The sequence below is a fragment of the Bacillus sp. PK6-013 genome (assembly GCF_054161445.1).
Genome location: NZ_CP096417.1, coordinates 861,980 through 882,204, shown reverse-complemented (window position 1 = coordinate 882,204; position 20,225 = coordinate 861,980). Strand labels below are relative to the sequence as shown.

Here is a 20,225-nt window from a genome sequence, read left to right as displayed (position 1 = left end):
AAGCAATATTTTAGCCTTCATTTGCTATCCCACTCCTTTGAATTTGTCGTCTCGCATCATATGCAATACGGTAGAACTCAAGAGCGTCGTAAATCTTTTCTCTTTTCGTTAAAGCTTCAGCCACTATAACCCCGTAATCTTCCATATCTGCATACATGCCATTTTCCCTGAAAAACTTGAATGAATCTCTGATTAAATCTAAATCGAACGATAGGTATAACCCTTTAATCATTTCCAGCTTTGCAAGGATATCAAAATTCCTATTATTCTCAGCTACTTCCTTCCCTTCAAGGTATGCGTCTTCTGCGTTACCCAATTTACGAAGTTTTGCCATAACATAGGACAAATTAAACAGTGTTTTAGGCAAGAAACTCAGATATCCATCCCTATATAGATTCAGGGCTTCCTTCAAATGATTGGATGACTTTTCAAGTTCTTCAAGCTGATTATAACATATTCCGAGATTCAAATGCGATGAGCCAATTAAATGATCAGCACCGAGATTATTGGATTCCTCAAGCGCTTTATGTAAATTGACTAAGGCTTTTTCTGGATACATTTTGTCAATTAAATTCCCTGTAAGAATAAACTGACATTGAACTCTTCTCTCCCCATAAGTGTCATATTTTTTATATATGTTATATGCACGGTTCGCGTAATTCATCGAAAAGAATGTTTGTTTCATATGATAGTAAACTTCTGATGCCTTGAAATAAAATTCTGCTTTTTCCAACTCATCACAATCAAAAGAATCAAGCTGTTTCTCGGCATTCCTGTAAAAATTCAACGCAAGTATCAATTCTTTTTGTCTGAAATGATACATACCTGCGAAGAATTGATAGTAATATTCCAACATTCCTTCAAGGCTGTTCTGATCTCGAATTTTTTTGAACTCATCAAATCGACTCGCTAAATTACCTCCAGCATCAGAATACATATAATCAAATTGAAGGTTGTGCCGAAACAACAATAAGTTATAATAGACAATCACATCTTGATTTTGCTCCATTTGTTCTAATTCTCTTTCAACTTCTTTCCTAGTATCTTCTGCCTTGCCAGGCCAATTGTTTTTTAGGGCGGTGTACCAAAAATTCATTTTCGTCGCAACCAAATCATATGGTATTACGCTCACTTATCCTCTTCCTTTCTCGTAAGATTATAATTTTTCAGAAATATCAGCAGGTTTTTCCTTTTTCTTCATAGTCATCATTTTACATAAAAGAATAATTTTTCACAACAACATTCTAAGAAATCTTTAAAAGTTAGAGGTTCTTTGACCTGATCAATTTGATTCATTTTTACTGTTGAATTTTAGGATTATAAAATTGGGATCAGAAAAGTTGTAGGATTATATATATCTGTTGGTATGATAAAAGGTAGTATAAAATGCGGTTTCTTTTGTTGAAACGTATCGTCACAGAATCGTTAAGAGAATATAAAATTGAGTCAGAGTTCTGACCGCACTTATCAAACCAGTGTTCCTCCGAACCGTATGATATTATAACTCAAAATTGAAACCGGCAAGCCGAAAAAAAAACCGTAGATATACCCCCATCTTGTCAATAAAAATTGAAGACAGGCAATAGTTTATATCTACGGTGCACAAACACATAAAATGATGACGGGTAAACAAATCGAAATCTGCTATAACCGATGGACGACCCTACCACCTTGTTTAAAGTTGCTTAAAATAGTCTTAACCACAAATATTAGTCGCTCTGCTAATTAAGCTCCAAATCCGCGGAATAATTTGGTTTATCTTATTATAATCCGGACCTGCGACAACCACAATTTCCTAAAATCGATATTGATCAATTCTTAAATGCATAATCACAACTGTGTGATCATCGGTTAAGCAGGTAACTGCACGGGCATGATTCACTACATTTGAGTAGTAATACCTTAACTCATTTGCTATGCATTCCTTGTGTCGTGCAATGTCTGAATAACTGTTGATGTTGGCTGAATAATTGACCGATGGATAAGCCATTTAATTTTCCCCCTCAGAAAATTTCCGAAAGTTATTATTTTCCAGTCATCAATTATATGCCTACTGCAAGTTAATTGTTACTTCTAAGAAATAAGTTATTCTCCCTGTTGTTGAATAAAAAAAGCAGGGTTTCCCCTGCCAATCCCCACTGCTGTAGAGAGATCAAACAAATACTTAGAAAAAAAGAAGAAGACGAACTTCAAAAGTTCGCCTCAACATTTTTTATATATTAACCAATAGACCCTTCCATTTCGAACTTGATCAAACGGTTCATCTCAACCGCGTATTCCATCGGCAGTTCTTTCGTGAACGGCTCGATGAAGCCCATGACGATCATTTCTGTTGCTTCTTCTTCAGAAATGCCGCGGCTCATCAAGTAGAAGAGCTGCTCTTCAGATACTTTTGATACTTTCGCTTCGTGCTCCAATGAAATGTTGTCGTTCAAAATTTCATTGTATGGGATTGTATCAGAAGTTGATTTGTTGTCCATGATCAGCGTGTCGCATTCGATGTTTGAGCGGGCGCCTTCGGCTTTGCGTCCGAAGTGGACGATTCCGCGGTATGTGACTTTTCCGCCTTGTTTTGAGATCGATTTTGAAACGATTGTGGATGACGTATTTGGTGCAAGGTGAATCATTTTCGCACCGGCATCCTGATGCTGTCCTTTTCCTGCGAGAGCGATAGAAAGCGTCATGCCGCGCGCGCCTTCGCCTTTCAGGATAACGGCAGGATATTTCATTGTCAGCTTGGAGCCGATGTTTCCGTCGATCCATTCCATTGTCGCGTTTTCTTCACAGACCGCACGCTTTGTCACAAGGTTGAAGACGTTGTTCGCCCAGTTTTGAATCGTTGTATAACGGCAGTAGCCGCCTTTTTTAACGATGATCTCAACAACCGCGCTGTGAAGGGAGTTTGTTGTATAAACAGGTGCTGTACATCCCTCTACATAGTGAACGTGAGCGCCTTCGTCGACGATGATCAGCGTCCGTTCGAACTGTCCCATATTTTCTGAGTTGATGCGGAAGTATGCTTGCAGCGGAGTATCAACTTTTACGCCTTTTGGCACGTAGATGAATGATCCGCCGGACCATACCGCAGAGTTCAAGGCCGCAAACTTGTTGTCAGTCGGCGGAATGACTTTTGCCCAATGCTCGCGGAAAATGTCTTCATTTTCTTTGAGGGCGCTGTCTGTGTCTTTAAAGACGATCCCTTGAGACTCAAGATCTTCTTTCATGTTATGGTAAACGACTTCTGACTCATACTGCGCAGATACACCGGCCAAATATTTTTGCTCAGCTTCAGGGATTCCAAGCTTGTCAAATGTTTGTTTGATTTCCTCAGGAACTTCATCCCATGATCTTTCTGAACGCTCAGAAGGCTTTACATAGTACGTGATTTCATCAAAGTTCAATGAGTTTAAATCTCCGCCCCATTGCGGCATTGGCATATTGTAGAAGTGTTCAAGAGATTTCAGGCGAAAGTCGAGCATCCACTCCGGCTCTTCTTTCATGCGTGAAATTTCTTCAACGATTTCTTTTGTCAATCCCCGCTCTGAACGGAAAATGGAAACGTCTTTGTCGGCAAAACCGTATTTATATTCGCCGATATCCGGCATTTTCTTAGCCATCCATTTTCACTCCAATCTTTATTCGTTATCGCTGTTTTCTTTGGAAACGCCTTTTTCAAGGGCTTTCCATGACAATGTTGCACATTTAATCCGGGCCGGAAATTTTGAAACGCCTTGCAGGGCTTCAATATCGCCTAAATCGATCGAATCGTCGTAGTCTTTACCCTGCATCATATCTGAAAAGATCTGTGACATCTGAAGGGCGGTCTCCACGTCTTTCCCTTTGATCGCCTGTGTCATCATGGACGCAGAGGCCATTGAGATTGAGCATCCTTCGCCTTCAAATTTTGCATCTTCCACTTTACCGTCTGTTATCTTCATCGTCAGTCTGATTCGGTCACCGCATGTCGGGTTGTTCATATCAACAACGATGCTGTCATTTAAAACCCCTTTGTTTCTCGGGTTTTTGTAGTGATCCATTATCACCTGGCGATACAGTGTATCCAAGTTCACATTAAAAGACATTTGTGAAATACTCCTTTGTCTTCTGAAGAGCTTCAATCAGTTTGTCGATGTCTTCTTCCGTATTATACAGATAAAAGCTTGCTCTTGCAGTGGCGGAAACGTTCAGCCATTTCATCAAAGGCTGTGCGCAGTGATGACCGGCTCTGACGGCGACCCCTTCTGCATCAAGCACGGTTGCCACATCGTGCGGATGAACGTCTTCAAGGTTGAATGTCACGAGTCCTGCACGTTCGGCCGGACCATAGACAGTCGCGCCTTCAAGCTCTTTAAAGCGCTCCAGGGCGTAGGCCGCCAAACGGTGTTCATGCGCCAATATTTCGTCAAGTCCGATGTCTTCAAGGAAGTCAATCGCCGCTCCCAATCCGATCGCACCGGCAATGATCGGTGTGCCGGCTTCGAATTTCCAAGGCAGCTCCTTCCAAGTCGATTCGTAAAGACCGACAAAATCAATCATTTCTCCGCCGAATTCTGCGGGTTCCATGTTTTCAAGCAATGCTCTTTTTCCATACAATACCCCGACCCCGGTCGGACCACACATTTTGTGGGCTGAAAACGTGTAGAAATCGCAGTCCAAATCCTGGACGTCAATTTTCATGTGAGGCGTGCTTTGCGCACCGTCTACGACCATGACCGCGCCGTTGTCATGCGCGATTTTGGCTATTTCCTTAATCGGGTTGATCGTACCGAGAACGTTTGAAACATGCGCAGCCGAGACGATTTTTGTATTTTCCGTCACCGTTTCCCTGACATCGTCCAAGGAAATGGTTCCGTCTTCCTGAAGCGGAATGTACTTCAGCGTGGCGCCGGTTGCTTTGACAGCCTGCTGCCACGGAATAATATTCGCATGGTGCTCCATCGGTGTAATGACGATTTCATCACCAGGCTTGAGGTTTGCGCGGGCATAGCTGAGCGCAACCATATTCAGGGCCGTTGTCGTACCCCTTGTAAAAATAATTTCCTGCATCGACTTCGCGTTTATAAACTTCCTGACCTTCTCACGAGCTCCTTCATATCCATCCGTTGCTTTCGTTCCTAATGTATGAACGCCGCGATGGACATTGGAATTGTAAGAGTTGTAATACTCATCAAGCGTCTCGATGACAACGCGCGGCTTCTGCGAGGTTGCCGCGCTGTCCAAATAAACGAGATCGTGTCCGTTGACCTGTTGGCTGAGAATCGGAAACTGTTCGCGAATATCTTTGGCATTCATTATTTTACTTTCCTTTCAATCACAGAGACCAGCTGCTTCTTCACGCCTTCGATCGGAAGTTCATTGACAACCGGTGCGAGGAAGCCGTAAATGACGAGGCGCTCTGCTTCTTCTTTTGGAATTCCGCGGCTCATCAAATAGTAAAGCTGAACCGGATCGACGCGGCCTACGGATGCAGCGTGCCCTGCCGTTACATCGTCTTCATCGATTAACAGGATCGGGTTGGCGTCGCCGCGCGCTTTTTCACTCAGCATAAGAACGCGTGATTCCTGCTCTGCATTTGATTTTGACGCGCCGTGCTCGATTTTTCCGATGCCGTTGAAGATCGAAGATGCGGAATCTTTCATAACGCCGTGTTTTAAAATATAGCCTTCTGAATGCTTTCCGTGATGAATGATTTGCGTTGTAAAGTTTTGAGTCTGTTCTCCTCTGCCGACGACAACCGTTTTCGTATCGCCGAATGTGCCGTCCCCATGCAGATTTGTCGTGTTTTCAGAAACGGTGTCTCCGTCATTCATTAAACCGAGCGCCCATTCAATTTTGCTGTCGCGTCCAAGTGCAGTTCCGCGGCGGCTGACATAAGCCGTCACCCCTGCGGAAAGGTTGTCGACCGCACCGTATTGCACGCGGGCATTCGCGCCTGTGATCACTTCTGACACGATGTTAAAGACCGCTTCCTTAGGGTTCACAGTGCTGATGTAGTTTTCTACATATGTGACTGCACTGTTGTCATCAGCAACGACAAGTACATGGTTGAAAAGCGTTGTATCATTGCTTTCATGGACATAAACAGCTTGCACCGGCGCTTCCAGTTCGACGTTTTTCGGAACGTAAAGGAAGGCTCCGCCGTTCAGGAGGGCTGCATGCAATGCCGTTAATTTATGCTCATCGGCTTTTACGCCGTCTTTCATAAAGTATTTTTTGACCAGCTCGCCGTGTTCGCGGAACGCAGTATGAATATCTGTAAAGATGACGCCTTTATCCTGCAGCTCTTTTGAAAGAGAAAGGTAAGCCGGCGTCTGGTCTCTTTGGACATAAAGCGTTTTGTCTTCATTTCCAAGATCGATCAGCGATTTGACCTCATCTGAAAGATCATCCAAAGAATCAAGCGGTTTATTTTCTACAGTATGCTTATCAAACCGTGTAAAATTCCAATTTGTAATTTTCGTTTTATCAGGTTTCGGCAGCGGCAGATCTTCTGCTTTTTCAAGCGCTTCTAAGCGTAGATCTTGCAGCCATGCAGGTTCCTGGTGCTTCTCAGAGAAGCTTTTGACATATTCCCGATCTACAGATAGTTTTGTTTCCAATGTCATGTTTATCCCCCTAACGCTTACGCTTCTTGACCGACAGTTTCGTCTTCGATTCCAAGCTCATGCTTAATCCAGTCATATCCTTCAGCCTCAAGGCGCTGCGCCAGCTCAGGTCCGCCGGATTTCACAACGCGGCCCTGCATCATGACGTGCACATGGTCAGGCGTAATGTAGTTCAAGAGGCGTTGATAGTGCGTGATGATCAGGCAGCCGAAGTCCTCGCCGCGCATTTTGTTGATTCCTTTTGAAACGACTTTAAGGGCGTCGATATCCAAACCTGAATCGATTTCGTCAAGAATCGCGATTTTCGGTTCGATCATCATCAGCTGAAGAATTTCGTTGCGTTTTTTCTCACCGCCTGAGAAACCTTCGTTCAAGTAGCGCTGCGCCATATCAGGATCCATTTCAAGAAATTCCATGTTTTCGTCCATTTTGCGGATGAATTTCATTAAAGAAATCTCGTCGCCTTCTTCTCTGCGCGCGTTGATCGCTGAACGGAGAAAATCGGCATTTGTAACACCGCTGATTTCACTCGGATACTGCATAGCCAAAAACAGGCCGGCCTGAGCGCGCTCGTCCACTTCCATTTCCAGAACGTCCTTGCCGTCAAGCGTGATGCTTCCTTTTGTTACTTCGTATTTAGGGTGCCCCATAATCGCCGCGGATAAAGTTGATTTACCCGTTCCGTTCGGTCCCATTACAGCGTGGAATTCCCCGCCTTTTATTTCAAGGTTTACACCTTTTAAAATCTCTTTTCCTTCAATCTCAACGTGAAGATCTTTGATTGTTAATGTCGAAGCAGCCATGAAATATACCTCCAATATATATAATCATCATTCTCAATTTATTCTCATTCTAATTTTATAACAAATGAAAAGTGAATACAACAATAGTCTTCCTATCTTTTCGTGTACATGTTCTCAAGTTTAACAAAAAACGTTTTGTTCTTAAAGAGATTGGGACAAGAAAACTTCCCGGACGAGAGATGTGTACCTTACAATCAACAAGCTATAGAAAAACAGCGGGAATTACGAGCGGGAACGGTTTGATCCCAGGCTGCACGATTCATGACGGGAACAGCGCTCCCCTTCTATTTGGACCGTCACATGCTCCACGTTGCATTCTTTCCTTAGATATTTTGATACTTGTTTTAAGATTCTATCCCTGTCACTGTTTTCGTCTGCCACGATATGGCAGCTTAATGACGGCATATCAGATGAGATCGACCAAATGTGGAGATCGTGAACCTCTCTGACTGACGGAATGGAAAGCAGGCCGTTTTTAAGCGCTTCCGCATCAATGTCTTTCGGTTTTCCTTCCATTAATATATGCACCGAGTCTTTCGTCACCCGCCACCCGCTGACAAGAACCAAAGCCGCGACGGCGGCGCTTGCGATTGGATCGGCGATATTCCAATTGAAGAAAAGCATGAGGAGGCCTGCGATAATCGCGCCGAAAGATCCCAGCATATCGCCGATGACGTGCAAAAATGCGCTCCGCATGTTTAAATTCCCGCTTGTGTCGCCTTTCATTAATATCCAGGCTGCAGCAATGTTGACGAACAAACCAACCGTTGCAATCACCAGCATGCCACTGCCGGCGACTTCCGGCGGGCTGAAAAAGCGGTTGTACGCTTCCCAAAAGATATAAAGTGAAATCAAAAGCAAGGTGATGCCATTGATAAACGCAGCCAAAATTTCAAAGCGCCTGTAGCCGAATGTTTTGCTCACAGTTGCGGCCTTTTCCCCAATTTTAAACGCCAAGAGGCTGAAACCAAGCGCTGCAGCGTCGCTGAGCATATGTCCCGCATCCGACAGCAAAGCGAGGCTGTTCGTCAATATCCCGCCTATCACTTCAATGATCATAAAAGTAAAAATTAAACCGAAGCTGATGTAGAGCGCTTTTTGATTGGCTGATCGGCTGCCATGGTGGCTGTGACCTGTGTGATCGTGAGAATGAGCCATCATAAATCCTCCTTTTAATATATGATCATATATTCATATTTAAATTTTACCTTTTCCTTCACTTATGGTCAAGCGGATTCTAAAGACATATAGAAGGACGGATTGACATCCGCCCCCCTCGTTTTATCCGATCATGGGTAAATTTGATACGATCTGCTTGCTTTTTTGATGCTGCTCTTCGCGCCTTTTCTCAACTTCAAGCCGGTTCACATGGCTTCTGCTGTACTCCTCGTACCCCATTCCATGCGACTTGTGCATCGCTTTTTCCATTTCGGCCGTGAATTCAAGGTCAAGCTGATCTTGGCTTGAACAAATAATGAATCATCCTTTCAGAGATTTTCTTTCATAGTACCAGTTATATACAAACTCTTCAAAGATGTGTGTGCTTTCAATATGCTTTCACGGATGAAAAATCAATGCTTCATTTGCTGGAATTCTTCCATCGCCTGCAGAACGAGCGTGACAGCTTGGCTCATGGCCGCGCCCCCGCCAAATGCCGCAGTTACGCCGACCGCTTCAAGAATTTCTTCCTCCGACGCTCCGCAATCCAGGCAGCCCTTGATATGATAAATAATGCAATATTCATCCTGTGTATTAACACTGATGCCCAGTGCGATCAGCTGCTTATCCTTTTCGCTGAGCGCGCCTTTTTTAAAGCATTCCTCTGTAAATTCGTTGTATTTGGCGGCAATTCCGGGCATTTTTTCGGAAAAGATGCCGATCCCTGCTTTATATTCATGCAGTGCGGATTCGATAATGCTTTCTGATTCATGCTGATTCACGTTTTGTTCCTCCATTTTCAGTTGGTAGTCTTTTTTTATTATGAGCCTCTTTTCAAAAAATACGCGAAAAAACCCCGGTTTTCTCCAAAACCGGGGTGTTCTTTCATTTACTCAGAAACAGAAATGACAGAGCCTTCATATTTTTTGTCGATGAACTTTTTAATGTCCTCAGAGCGCAATACGTCCATCAGAGCTTTCACCTTGTCAGAATCTTCGTCGCCTTTGCGGACGGCGATGATGTTAGCGTAAGGATTGTCTTTTGGAGACTCAAGCTCGATTGAATCAGTTTTCGGATTGAGCTTGTTTTGGATCGCGTAGTTCACATTGATGAACACTGCGTCAGCTTCATTGGCTTCGTATGCTTTTGCCGTCATTTCAGGCGCCACATCATTTTTGATTTTGAGGTTTTTCTTGTTTTCTGTAATATCTTTTACTGTCGCATCCACTTTTTCAATGCCTGATTTCAGCTTGATCAGTCCGGCATTTTCAAGCATTGCAAGCATGCGGCCCTGTTCAGCGGCGTTGTTGCTCATAATAATTTTTGCACCGTCAGGAAGGTCTTTTAAAGATTTATACTTTTTAGAGTAAATGCCGAATGGCTCAAGGTGTACCGCGCCGACGTTAACAAGATCGTAGTCTTTATTTTCTTTCATTTCCTGTTCAAGATACGGGACGTGCTGGAAGTAGTTCGCATCGAGATCTTTCGTTGCAAGCGCCTTGTTGATCAGTTTGTAGTCCGTGAAATTTTTGATTTTAAGCTCATAGCCTTTTTCTTTCAAAAGCGGCTTTGCTTCTTCAAGGATTTCAGCGTGAGGCGTCGGCGTCGCTCCGACTGTGATGACTTTGCTGTCTTTATCCCCTTCGCTGCTGGAAGATCCGCAAGCGGCTAAAACGCCTGCAAAAATGATGAATAAAGCTGTTAATAAACCTTTTTTCATGTTGATGTCCTCCCTAACGTTTGTCTAATTTATTTGTTATAAAATCCCCGATAAACTGGATGATAAACACAATAGCTAAGATGAAAATAGTGGCGATGAGTATAATATCGGGATTGTTCATCTGAAAACCGTTTACATAGGCAAGGTTCCCGAGTCCGCCTGAACCGATTGCTCCGGCCATCGCCGTCGAACCGATCAGTGCAATCGCCGTAACCGTAATGCCAGAGATCAAGGCCGGCATCGATTCGGGCAGGAGCACTTTAAATATGATCGTCGATGTTTTGGCTCCCATCGATTTTGCCGCTTCAATCACGCCCTTATCAACTTCGCGCAAAGCGATTTCAACCAGGCGGGCATAGAACGGAGCGGATGCGATAATCAAAGCCGGAAGTGCGGCGTTCGGCCCCAAGATCGTGTTCATTAAAAACTTTGTGAAACCAAGCAGCAAAATAATCAATATAATAAAAGGAATAGACCTGAACACATTGACGATTGCCGAGATTACACCGTTCACGACTCGATTCTGCCAAATGTTTCCTTTTGAAGTCAGATACAGCAGCATACCGAGAATCACTCCGATGATAAAAGCAAACAATAGGGAAATTCCTGTCATATATATCGTTTCATACGTAGCTTCCCACAGCTGCTCCATATCTACGTTTGGAAACAGTTTTTCAAACATTCGTGATCACCTCTGCTTCTACTTGACGGCTCTTGATGAAATCGACCACATCATTGACCTCGTTTTCATATCCGTCGACATGAATGAACAATGAACCGTATGCGCCGTCCTGAGTTTGCGAGATTTTGCCTTGAAGGATGTTGACTTCAACATCGAACTTCCGAATGATCTGTGTGATCAGCGGCGATTCGGCCGCTTCACCGACGAAGGTGAGCTTGATCGTCCGCCCGGATGTCGTTTCTTCGAGGAAATGCTTCAGCGTTTCCTGTGTTTCCACCGGTTCTGTTACCTGCTGAACAAAGCGCTTTGTCATTTCTTCCTGCGGCTTGAGGAATACGTTCAGCACATCGCCTTCTTCCACGACCTTTCCGTTTTCCATGACGGCCACTCTGTGGCAGATTTTCCTGATGACATGCATTTCATGAGTAATCAGGACAATGGTCAGTCCGAGCCTTTCATTGATATCGGACAGAAGACCCAGGATCGAGTCAGTCGTCTGTGGATCAAGCGCTGATGTCGCTTCATCGCATAAGAGAACTTTCGGATTGTTTGCGAGCGCCCGAGCGATGCCGACGCGCTGCTTTTGGCCTCCGCTAAGCTGTGAAGGGTAGGCATTTTCCTTGCCTTCAAGTCCGACAAGCTTTATCAGTTCAGCGACTCTTTTCAGACGTTTTGCTTTGCTGACACCGGCGATCTCCAGCGGAAACGCAATATTGTCGCGGACCGTTCTTGACCACAATAGGTTGAAGTGCTGGAAAATCATGCTGATTTCCTGCCTTGCATTCCTCAGCTTCTTCCCTTTGATCTCACTGATTGTTCTGCCGGCTACTTCAACCGTGCCTGAAGTCGGCTGTTCAAGTCCGTTCAAAAGACGGATCAAGGAGCTTTTTCCAGCTCCGCTATATCCAATAATTCCGAAGATTTCACCTTTTTTAATCGTAAGGGTGACATCCTGGACAGCATTGACATCTCCATGCTTTGACCGATAAATCTTTGAAACATTTTGAAGATTTATCAAAAGCCATCACCTGCTTTCTTGCTCAATTCTCATAGTTGTCTAAATCCCTGATCAAACAATGAAAAAAGCCTTTCTGCACACATGAGCAGAAAGGCTTTTGAATAGTCTGGGCCTTTCTCTCATCTTTCAAAGCATAACGCTTCGTGTGAATTGGCACCATTTCAACACGTGTTGATGGTTGCCGGGTTTCATAGGGCACTTCCCTCCACCTCTCTGGATAAGAGAATCATATATTTATTTTTTGATTATTATGATCGGAATTCTTAAAGTAGGATATCATGCGAAAAAATAGTTGTCAACTATTTTTCGTAAGACAATCGGCCTACGGCGAAAAGAGACGAACGTAAACGCTCGTCTCTGTCCGACTTTTACACGGAATGTGCCGATTTTTCAAATTTTTAAAATGTCTCTGAATAAAGATCGCTGTTTTTAAAAAAGCCGTCCGTCAGCCATAAAATCGCTTCAAGCTTCAATAAAGCTCTGAATGAGCCTTTTACTTGAACAGTGCCGCGCTGTACGAGATGCTGCAATGAAATATCGCCGTGAAGAAGGTCAATAATCTCGCTTTGCTCTCCAAAAAAGGTCAAATGAGCTTTCTCTGCAAGAGAAGATTTTTCCATTTCCCCTTTTTCGTTGATCGCTAACGTAAAAGCTTCTTTCTCGCCTTGAAACGTAATCAGCAAAGCCGTTGTCGATAATAGAGGTTTTAAAAAAAGAGCCTTGTCCTCTCTTTCTATCAATCCCATTTTCTCCAACTGTATAACCTCCTGTAAATTGGTCATACTTACAGATTCTCTGTCTGCCGCAGGAGTTCCTTTAGGAATTGCTCGACAAGTTTTTGCTGGTTATTTCCCGAGAAATATGTCAAAACCGCCCTTAATCCACAACATTTTGTTTAATCGTATCGTATAAGTAGGAAACGGAGTGAAAAGCGTATTCTTTTTTGACGACTTGCCCGTTTTTGTAAAGGATAAAGCATGGAACGCTTTCTATTTCCTGCTGCTTGGCAAATGCCGGGGAATAATTGAGATTGTTTTTATAAAAAGGAATGTCCTTTATCATTTCATCAACGACTTCCAGCATTCTTCCGGCCAGCTGACACGTTCCGCAGAACGGCGTGTATACATATAGAAGACAGGTCTCATGTTCAAGCCGTTTTAGCTCTTTTTCTTGGAGTTCTTGCATCTGTTGAACCGCACCTCAATACGTTTTATAATAAATATTTTGTATGTACCCGGATGTTTGAACGAATTAATATTTCTGCAACATGCTGACTCGGGGCGGAAGCGACTTCTTTGTATACCCTATCGATGTATAGATGCGAAGCTTGGGGGAGCTCCCTCGTCAGCTGCCGGCGGAGCTTTTCCCCTGATTCATCGGCATCCACCAGGATATAAACGTCTTTATCAAACAGCGTTTCGGCGAATTCATCGAGTTTTGCCTGGCTGATCGTTCCGTTTGTGCAAATGATATCCACGGGCTCTTCGATGACATGCTTCACTTTTTGCTTATCTGATTTCCCTTCGACGATCATGACTTTTTCATTTTCCGGCATATGGATCACCTTTAAAGATTTACTTGTAAAAAAAGGCAGTGAATGTTCACCGCCTGACTTGATTAACACCAGCCTTGGTGGTCATCACAGTCTACATATTTAGCATCCGGACCGCTTACGGTATCCGCCGTTTTGTAAAATCTCTCATCTTGGAATGAATATCCAGATTTCAACTCGTATTGATCCTTTCCGGTCATTCGGCCGATCAGCTCATTCTCATGGTACAGCTGCATTCCGCCGTTTTTTAATCGGCTTTCCACATGTTCTGTAATATCAATACGTTCTTTTTTCAGCGTCAATTTGGACACCCCCTCTTGATATAGAGTATCCAAACGACACATGGCTATCCTGAATAATCCTTAGTCTTCTTTTATCATGTCCTCATATTGCTCGGCTGTCATCAGATTTTCGATTTCAGAAGCATCGGACGGCTCGACGATAATCATCCAAGCCTTTTCATACGGAGACTCGTTGACGAATTCAGGGCTGTCTTCCAGATCTTCGTTCACTTCGACCACTTTTCCGTTGATCGGGGCATACAGCTCAGAAACGGTCTTTACGGATTCAACGCTGCCAAAAGGCTCGTCCGCTTTGATTTCGTCTCCCACTTCAGGAAGCTCGACAAATACGATGTCTCCAAGTTCGGATTGGGCGAAGTCTGTAATGCCGATTCTGACTTTATCTCCTTCTGTTTTCACCCATTCGTGTTCTTCTGAATAACGCAACTCTTTCGGTGTGCTCATGCTAACCCCTCCATAAAGTGTTTTAATCGATCCTACATTGAAGATATCATATTTTGATGGGTTATAACCAGTATGTCTTAAACTGATCTTCTTTAAAACCGACCGTTACTTTACTGCCGTCTGTCGCAATCGGGCGTTTGATCAGCATACCGTCCGAAGCCAGCAGTTCCAGCTGCTCATCTTCAGACATGTTTTGCAGCTTGTCTTTTAAGCCGAGTTCACGGTATTTTTGTCCGCTCGTGTTGAAAAACTTCTTCAATTCAAGCCCGCTTTTCTCGTAGAGCTCTTTCAGTTTTTCCTTGCTTGGCGGCTCTTCTGCGATATGTATCCCATTGATTTCTTTGCCATGGTCTTCAAGCCATTTTTTCGCTTTGCGGCATGTCCCGCATTTCGGATACCAGTAAAAATCCAAAGCCATACATACACACCCCTCTCATTTAATCGAGGTAATTTTAACACAGATCGAATGAAAAACCTAAAACCGTGCTCCATTCTATAACAGCTAAAAACCCCGCCTAAGCAGGGCTTTTCGTTTAAACGATATATTTCTCAGCTTCAAAGACTCCCTTGGCTGCCTGGCGCTTTTTCTCAATGACATTGACAGGCGTAAAGCGCGTCAATTTGCGGAGCGCGGACAGCATCATCCGCAGCGAATCACCTGATTCCATCGCAATGAGCGATTCCTTGGCATGGCTTTCAATTTCCTGAAAGGCAACTTGTGCAAAAATCTGCGTATAAAGAATTTTCTGGGCGTTTTTGTCTTCCCCGGTTGCCTGGATGGCTTTTTCTGTACGCAAAATAGCTGCTTCCATGGCGTAGACCTGGCTGACAATGTCGGCGATATTCACGAGGATTTCCTGCTCCTGGTCGAGCGCTTTTCCATATTTTTGCGCGGCGAGTCCCGCGATCATGAGCGCGATTTTTTTGGCGTTTCTCAGCAGATACTTTTCCTGTTCCAAAACGCCGTCACCTGGTTCTTCAGGCATGAGCATCATCAGTTCTTCCTGAAGCGCCTTCGCTTTCTCAAACAGAGGAAGCTCGCCTTTCATCGCTTTTTTCAAGTATGTGCCCGGGACGATGAGACGGTTGATTTCATTTGTGCCTTCAAAAATCCGGTTGATCCGTGAATCGCGGTAAGCCCGCTCCACTTCGTATTCCTGCATGAATCCGTAACCGCCGTGGATTTGGACGCCTTCATCAACGATATAATCAAGCGTTTCAGATCCAAATACTTTGTTAAGGGAGCATTCGATTGCATATTCAGCGATCGATTTCGCGACCTGGCGCCCGTCTTTTTGCTCTTCTTCGCTCAAGGTGCCCATTTTGTCTTCAAACAGCCCGACCGTACGATAAACAGAGCTTTCCATCGCATAAAGTCTGGCTGACATAGTGGCGATTTTTTCCCCGATTAAGCTGAACTTTGAAATCGGCGTCTTAAATTGCTGGCGCTGATTGGCGTATGAAGCGGACAGCTCGATGACCCGTTTGGAAGCGCCGATTGTCCCGACAGCAAGCTTATAGCGGCCGATATTTAAAATATTGAAGGCGATGACATGCCCTTTTCCCGGTTCGCCTAAAAGGTTTTCTTTCGGAACTTGAACCTGGTCTAAGATGAGCGTACGGGTCGAAGAGCCTTTGATGCCCATTTTTTTCTCTTCAGGCCCTGTGGAAACACCTTCGTAATCTTTTTCCACAATGAAGGCCGAAAAATGTTCGCCGTCTATTTTCGCGTAGACGATGAAAACATCGGCAAAAGCTGAGTTTGTAATCCATTGCTTTTCACCGTTTAATATATAGTGGGTTCCCGCCTCATTCAAAACGGCCGTTGTTTTTGCCCCTAATGCATCAGATCCGGAGCCAGGCTCTGTTAAGGCATAGGCTGCAAATTTTTCCCCTGTTGCAAGGGACGGCAGATACTTTTTCTTTTGCTCCTCGGTTCCGAAAAATACGATCGGAAGCGTGCCGATCCCGACGTGCGCCCCGTACGATAACGAAAAGCTTCCCGCTCTTGAGAATTTTTCGGTAATCAGCGCCGAGCTGATTTTATCGAGCCCGAGTCCGCCATACTCTTCAGGAACGTCAGCACCGAGAAGCCCGAGTTCTCCAGCTTTTTTCAGGAGCCTGACAGAGTGATCGAAATTGTGCTCTTCAATTTCGTCGATGTATGGCAAAACATCTCCGAGAATATAATCTTCAGTCGTTTTGGCAATCATTTTATGTTCATCTGTGAAATCTTCCGGTGTAAACAGCTGATCAGCCGTCACCTCTTCGATCAGAAAGGCTCCGCCTTTTTTCATATGGTCTTTTGTTTGTTCCATTGTTCCATCCCCCTTGTGATTAAACTAATTCGAATACCCCTGCTGCTCCCATGCCTCCGCCGATACACATTGTTACAACGCCGAATTGCTCGCTTCTCCGCCGCATTTCGTGGATCAATGTCAGCGTGAGCTTTGTGCCCGTGCAGCCGAGCGGATGTCCGAGCGCAATCGCTCCACCGTTGACATTGACTTTTTCTTCATCGATGCCAAGCGACCTGATCACCTGGATCGCTTGTGATGCAAATGCTTCATTTAATTCGAATAAACCGATATCAGAGAGCTCAAGTCCCGCCATCTTCAGCGCCCTTGGAACAGCTTCAACAGGACCGATGCCCATCACCTCCGGCGGAACGCCGCCGACTGCGAACGAACGGAACCTTGCGAGGGGCTTTAACCCAAGCGCATCCGCTTTTTCTCTGTCCATGATCATCACTGCGGCCGCCCCGTCGCTCGTCTGCGATGAATTCCCTGCCGTAACAGAACCGTCCGCCGAAAACGCCGGTTTTAACGTTGACAGAACGTCTTTCGTTGTCCCCGGGCGCACACCTTCATCGGCAGAGAAAGTAAACGTCCGCTCCTTCAGCTTGTGATGGTCATCCACTTCTCTGACGGTGACGTCCACCGGGACGATTTCATCTTCGAACTTTCCTTCCGCGATCGCTTTGGCTGCTTTTTGATGGCTGCTGACGGCAAATGCATCCTGATCATCCCTGGAAACGCCGTATTTAACGGCAACCTGTTCAGCCGTATGGCCCATTCCCATATAATATTCAGGAGCTGTTTCCGCGAGCGCCGCGTTCGGTCTGACGATATGTCCCATCATCGGCACGATGCTCATCGATTCAGCGCCGCCGGCAATGACCGTGTCGGCAGCTCCAAGCATGATTTTTTCGGCCCCGTAAGCGATCGATTGAAGTCCTGAAGAACAATATCTGTTGATCGTAACGGCCGGAACTGTGTGCGGCAGCCCGGCAAGCGCGCCGATATTGCGCGCCATATTCAACCCTTGTTCGGCTTCCGGCGTAGCGCAGCCGATGATTAAATCATCGATATTCCCTTCATAACCGCCAGCTCTTTTCAACGTCTCTCTCACTGCATATGCGCCTAAATCATCGGGACGGACAGTCCTCAATGAGCCTTTTTTTGCTTTTCCGATCGGGGTTCTCGCTCCCGATACAATAACTGCCTCTTTCATTATTTTCCCTCCTTAATTACGCAAAGGTTTGCCTTTTACAAGCATATGCTGCATTCTCGCCTGCGTTTTCGGTTCGCTCACAAGGCTCAGGAAAGCTTCTCTTTCCAAATTGAGCAAGTATTCTTCCGTTACTTCAGCGCCGAACGGAACCCTCCCGCCCGCAATGACAAACGCCAGCTTTTTCGCTATCTTCATGTCGTGTTCAGAGATGGCGCCGGACAGCTTTAACGATTCCGCACCGAGCAGGAGCGCCGCATAGCCGGTTTCGCCTGTCACCGGAACTTTCTTTTTCACCGGCGGACGGTAGCCACTTTCGGAAAGTGTCAGGACGAGTTTTTTAGCATCGTATAACAAGTGATCCTGGTTGATGCTGATTTGATCCTCTGCGGTTAAGATGTTCAGCTCTTTCGCTTCATGAGCCGAAGTCGACGTTTTTGCAAGAGCAATTGTCTCAAACGTTTTGATGGCGGCCTCCTGGATATCCGGTTTAACGCCTTCAGGCAGCCCTTTCAAGTAGTTTAAATAAAGCTCTTTATTGCCTCCGCCGCCCGGAATCAGGCCGACGCCTGTTTCAACGAGGCCCATGTATGATTCACTTGAAGCTTGAACACGGGCTGCAGGCAGACAAAGCTCAGTCCCTCCGCCAAGCGTCATCCCGAACGGAGCAGCGACGACCGGCTTGGTACTGTATTTCACTTTCATCATCGTCTCCTGGAACTGACGGATGATCATGTCAATTTCCATATAGTTGTCGTCTTGGGCTTCCATCAGCATCATCGCAAGATTGGCTCCGACGCAGAAATTTTTGCCCTGGTTGCCGATCACAAGTCCTTTATAATTGGCATCTACTTCCTCAAGAGCGAATTTGAGCATTTGGATGATGTCGAGGCCGATTGCATTGCTTTTCGAATGAAATTCGAGCAGTGCGACATCATCGCCTAAATCGATCAAACTTGCCCCGCTGTTTTTCTTGATGACGCCTTTTGTTTCTTTGAGTGACGACAAATGGATCGTTCTCTTGTTTTCTTGAAGCGCCCTGTATTCGCCGCTTTCAAAACAGTAGCAGAACGTCTTTCCGTTTTCTCTAAGGTAGAAGGTCTCATGTCCTTTTGCGAGCATTTCCTTCACCCAGTCCGCGACTTTCCAGCCCTCTGCTTCAAGCTTTTGCACCGCGTTTTTCACACCGATGCTGTCCCACATTTCAAACGGACCTTCCGACCAGCCGAACCCCCATTTCATCGCCTGATCAATCGCCGTTATGCTGTCAGCAATTTCCCCTGTCAGCTCAGCCGAATAGACAAGCGTCGGAGCTGTCATGTTCCAAAGAAGGCTTCCCGCTCTGTCATCTGAATAAATAAGCGCTTTCAATCTCGCTCCTGCGCCTTTCATTTGCTTGGCCGCTTCAAGTCCCGATGTTTTTAATGTTTGGCGTTTGCTGTAGGTCATCGTCATCGGATCGAGCTCAAGGATGTCTTTTCCTTCTTTTTTGTAAAAACCTTGTTTCGCTTTGCTTCCGATCCAGCCTTTTTCGAGCATTTGTTCAATAAATTCAGGCAGCCGGAAAACGTTTTTTTCTTCGCCAGTGACTTGGTTATAGACATTTTTGGCAACGTGCGAAAATGTATCAAGCCCGACGACATCGAGCGTTCTGAAAGTTGCGCTTTTCGGGCGTCCGATCAGCGGGCCTGTAATCGAATCGACTTCGCCTATCGTGTAGCCGCCTTTCAGCATTTCCTGAACCGCGACAAGCAAGCCGTAGGTTCCGATGCGGTTGGCGATAAAGTTTGGCGTGTCTTTCGCTTCAACAACCCCTTTGCCAAGGACGTCTTCGCCGAATTTCTTCATAAAGTCCAGCACCCCGGGATCCGTTTCATCAATCGGAATCACCTCAAGCAGCTTTAAATAGCGGGCCGGGTTAAAAAAGTGCGTTCCTAAAAAGTGCTTTTTAAAATCAGCGGACCTTCCCTCCGCCATCTGCCTGACGGAGATGCCTGATGTATTGCTGCTGACGATGCTTCCGTGTTTTCTGTATTGATCGACCTTTGAAAACACTTGCTTCTTGATCTCCAGGTTTTCGACAACCACTTCAATAATCCAGTCGGCATCTTTAATTTTTTCAAAATCGTCTTCCATGTTCCCTGTGCTGATACGGCTGATATTCTTCTTCGATGTCAGCGGAGCCGGTTTTTGCTTTAGCAGATTTTGTACGGCTGACTGTGCCAGCCGGTTGCGCACATCCGGGTCTTCAAGGGTGCGGCCTTTTTTTCTTTCCTCATCTGTTAATTCACGCGGCACCATATCGAGCAGTAACACAGGAATCCCGATATTGGCTAAGTGAGCCGCGATTCCGGAACCCATTACACCGGAACCGATAACGGCGGCTTTACGAATATGCTTGACCATGAAAGATCCTCCCCTACTTTGAATG

20 protein-coding genes and 1 riboswitch are annotated in these 20,225 nt (G+C 45.2%); all 20 genes read right to left on the bottom strand.

The features are described 5' to 3' along the window. Window positions 1-10: 10 nt before the first annotated feature. The 20 genes from M1E03_RS04355 to M1E03_RS04260 all read right to left on the bottom strand — a co-directional run bounded on the left by M1E03_RS04355 (window position 11) and on the right by M1E03_RS04260 (window position 20,200). Window positions 11-1,132: a Rap family tetratricopeptide repeat protein gene (locus M1E03_RS04355; RefSeq protein WP_020452864.1), complete on the bottom strand. Its 1,122-nt coding sequence runs from the start codon at window positions 1,130-1,132 to the stop codon at window positions 11-13. A gap of 1,087 nt (window positions 1,133-2,219) precedes the next feature. Next, a complete protein-coding gene (sufB, locus tag M1E03_RS04350; RefSeq protein ID WP_020452865.1) occupies window positions 2,220-3,617 on the bottom strand; it encodes a Fe-S cluster assembly protein SufB in 1,398 nt (465 codons plus the stop codon). An 18-nt stretch (window positions 3,618-3,635) separates the two neighbouring features. Beyond that, window positions 3,636-4,082, bottom strand: a complete 447-nt coding sequence (sufU, locus tag M1E03_RS04345; RefSeq protein WP_020452866.1) for a Fe-S cluster assembly sulfur transfer protein SufU — start codon at window positions 4,080-4,082, stop codon at window positions 3,636-3,638. Continuing rightward, window positions 4,072-5,292 (bottom strand): cysteine desulfurase SufS, encoded by a 1,221-nt coding sequence (gene sufS / locus M1E03_RS04340; RefSeq protein WP_020452867.1) that lies wholly within the window; start codon window positions 5,290-5,292, stop codon window positions 4,072-4,074. The genes sufU and sufS overlap by 11 nt, the downstream gene beginning before the upstream one ends. Beyond that, window positions 5,292-6,605, bottom strand: coding sequence for a Fe-S cluster assembly protein SufD (gene sufD / locus M1E03_RS04335; RefSeq protein ID WP_023856210.1), 1,314 nt, complete (start codon window positions 6,603-6,605; stop codon window positions 5,292-5,294). Before sufD ends, sufS begins: the two co-directional genes overlap by 1 nt. Before the next feature lie 17 nt (window positions 6,606-6,622). Continuing rightward, on the bottom strand, window positions 6,623-7,408 hold the full coding sequence (sufC, locus tag M1E03_RS04330) for a Fe-S cluster assembly ATPase SufC (RefSeq protein WP_020452869.1): 786 nt from the start codon (window positions 7,406-7,408) through the stop codon (window positions 6,623-6,625). A gap of 222 nt (window positions 7,409-7,630) precedes the next feature. After that, complete coding sequence (locus M1E03_RS04325) at window positions 7,631-8,566, bottom strand: cation diffusion facilitator family transporter (RefSeq protein ID WP_023856211.1); 936 nt, start codon at window positions 8,564-8,566, stop codon at window positions 7,631-7,633. 413 nt (window positions 8,567-8,979) lie between these two features. After that, window positions 8,980-9,363 carry a carboxymuconolactone decarboxylase family protein gene (locus tag M1E03_RS04320; protein WP_031305044.1) on the bottom strand — a complete coding sequence of 128 codons (384 nt, stop codon included), beginning with the start codon at window positions 9,361-9,363 and terminating at the stop codon, window positions 8,980-8,982. Between the two features lie 92 nt (window positions 9,364-9,455). Then, on the bottom strand, window positions 9,456-10,286 hold the full coding sequence (gene metQ / locus M1E03_RS04315; RefSeq protein WP_095292329.1) for a methionine ABC transporter substrate-binding lipoprotein MetQ: 831 nt from the start codon (window positions 10,284-10,286) through the stop codon (window positions 9,456-9,458). 13 nt (window positions 10,287-10,299) lie between these two features. Next, the gene (locus tag M1E03_RS04310; protein WP_003185053.1) at window positions 10,300-10,968 is read right to left on the bottom strand and encodes a methionine ABC transporter permease; all 669 of its coding nucleotides are present in this window, start codon (window positions 10,966-10,968) and stop codon (window positions 10,300-10,302) included. After that, a complete protein-coding gene (gene metN / locus M1E03_RS04305; protein WP_023856214.1) occupies window positions 10,961-11,986 on the bottom strand; it encodes a methionine ABC transporter ATP-binding protein MetN in 1,026 nt (341 codons plus the stop codon). Before metN ends, M1E03_RS04310 begins: the two co-directional genes overlap by 8 nt. Before the next feature lie 116 nt (window positions 11,987-12,102). Further along, a riboswitch (SAM riboswitch) is annotated at window positions 12,103-12,210 on the bottom strand. 174 nt (window positions 12,211-12,384) lie between these two features. After that, window positions 12,385-12,741 (bottom strand): SCP2 sterol-binding domain-containing protein, encoded by a 357-nt coding sequence (locus M1E03_RS04300; protein ID WP_020452875.1) that lies wholly within the window; start codon window positions 12,739-12,741, stop codon window positions 12,385-12,387. Between the two features lie 121 nt (window positions 12,742-12,862). Next, complete coding sequence (locus M1E03_RS04295) at window positions 12,863-13,171, bottom strand: thioredoxin family protein (RefSeq protein WP_026580080.1); 309 nt, start codon at window positions 13,169-13,171, stop codon at window positions 12,863-12,865. Window positions 13,172-13,196: 25 nt separating this feature from the next. Then, on the bottom strand, window positions 13,197-13,541 hold the full coding sequence (locus M1E03_RS04290; protein ID WP_075212653.1) for a toprim domain-containing protein: 345 nt from the start codon (window positions 13,539-13,541) through the stop codon (window positions 13,197-13,199). 62 nt (window positions 13,542-13,603) lie between these two features. Next, window positions 13,604-13,840, bottom strand: coding sequence for a YusG family protein (locus M1E03_RS04285; protein ID WP_020452878.1), 237 nt, complete (start codon window positions 13,838-13,840; stop codon window positions 13,604-13,606). A 60-nt stretch (window positions 13,841-13,900) separates the two neighbouring features. Then, a complete protein-coding gene (gene gcvH / locus M1E03_RS04280) occupies window positions 13,901-14,284 on the bottom strand; it encodes a glycine cleavage system protein GcvH (RefSeq protein ID WP_020452879.1) in 384 nt (127 codons plus the stop codon). A 61-nt stretch (window positions 14,285-14,345) separates the two neighbouring features. Beyond that, window positions 14,346-14,702, bottom strand: a complete 357-nt coding sequence (locus M1E03_RS04275; protein ID WP_020452880.1) for an arsenate reductase family protein — start codon at window positions 14,700-14,702, stop codon at window positions 14,346-14,348. 115 nt (window positions 14,703-14,817) lie between these two features. After that, complete coding sequence (locus M1E03_RS04270; RefSeq protein ID WP_145654530.1) at window positions 14,818-16,602, bottom strand: acyl-CoA dehydrogenase family protein; 1,785 nt, start codon at window positions 16,600-16,602, stop codon at window positions 14,818-14,820. A 19-nt stretch (window positions 16,603-16,621) separates the two neighbouring features. Further along, a complete protein-coding gene (locus M1E03_RS04265; RefSeq protein ID WP_025809838.1) occupies window positions 16,622-17,797 on the bottom strand; it encodes an acetyl-CoA C-acetyltransferase in 1,176 nt (391 codons plus the stop codon). 12 nt (window positions 17,798-17,809) lie between these two features. Beyond that, window positions 17,810-20,200, bottom strand: coding sequence for a 3-hydroxyacyl-CoA dehydrogenase/enoyl-CoA hydratase family protein (locus M1E03_RS04260; RefSeq protein WP_145654531.1), 2,391 nt, complete (start codon window positions 20,198-20,200; stop codon window positions 17,810-17,812). Window positions 20,201-20,225: the final 25 nt, after the last annotated feature.

Coding starts and splice junctions, on each gene's coding strand:
- sufB (WP_020452865.1), bottom strand. CDS start 3,617: ATGGCTAAGAAAATGCCGGATATCGGCGAATATAAATACGGTTTTGCC.
- sufU (WP_020452866.1), bottom strand. CDS start 4,082: ATGTCTTTTAATGTGAACTTGGATACACTGTATCGCCAGGTGATAATG.
- sufS (WP_020452867.1), bottom strand. CDS start 5,292: ATGAATGCCAAAGATATTCGCGAACAGTTTCCGATTCTCAGCCAACAG.
- sufD (WP_023856210.1), bottom strand. CDS start 6,605: ATGACATTGGAAACAAAACTATCTGTAGATCGGGAATATGTCAAAAGC.
- sufC (WP_020452869.1), bottom strand. CDS start 7,408: ATGGCTGCTTCGACATTAACAATCAAAGATCTTCACGTTGAGATTGAA.
- M1E03_RS04325 (WP_023856211.1), bottom strand. CDS start 8,566: ATGGCTCATTCTCACGATCACACAGGTCACAGCCACCATGGCAGCCGA.
- M1E03_RS04320 (WP_031305044.1), bottom strand. CDS start 9,363: ATGGAGGAACAAAACGTGAATCAGCATGAATCAGAAAGCATTATCGAA.
- metQ (WP_095292329.1), bottom strand. CDS start 10,286: ATGAAAAAAGGTTTATTAACAGCTTTATTCATCATTTTTGCAGGCGTT.
- M1E03_RS04310 (WP_003185053.1), bottom strand. CDS start 10,968: ATGTTTGAAAAACTGTTTCCAAACGTAGATATGGAGCAGCTGTGGGAA.
- M1E03_RS04295 (WP_026580080.1), bottom strand. CDS start 13,171: ATGCAAGAACTCCAAGAAAAAGAGCTAAAACGGCTTGAACATGAGACC.
- M1E03_RS04290 (WP_075212653.1), bottom strand. CDS start 13,541: ATGCCGGAAAATGAAAAAGTCATGATCGTCGAAGGGAAATCAGATAAG.
- gcvH (WP_020452879.1), bottom strand. CDS start 14,284: ATGAGCACACCGAAAGAGTTGCGTTATTCAGAAGAACACGAATGGGTG.
- M1E03_RS04275 (WP_020452880.1), bottom strand. CDS start 14,702: ATGGCTTTGGATTTTTACTGGTATCCGAAATGCGGGACATGCCGCAAA.
- M1E03_RS04270 (WP_145654530.1), bottom strand. CDS start 16,602: ATGGAACAAACAAAAGACCATATGAAAAAAGGCGGAGCCTTTCTGATC.
- M1E03_RS04265 (WP_025809838.1), bottom strand. CDS start 17,797: ATGAAAGAGGCAGTTATTGTATCGGGAGCGAGAACCCCGATCGGAAAA.
- M1E03_RS04260 (WP_145654531.1), bottom strand. CDS start 20,200: ATGGTCAAGCATATTCGTAAAGCCGCCGTTATCGGTTCCGGTGTAATG.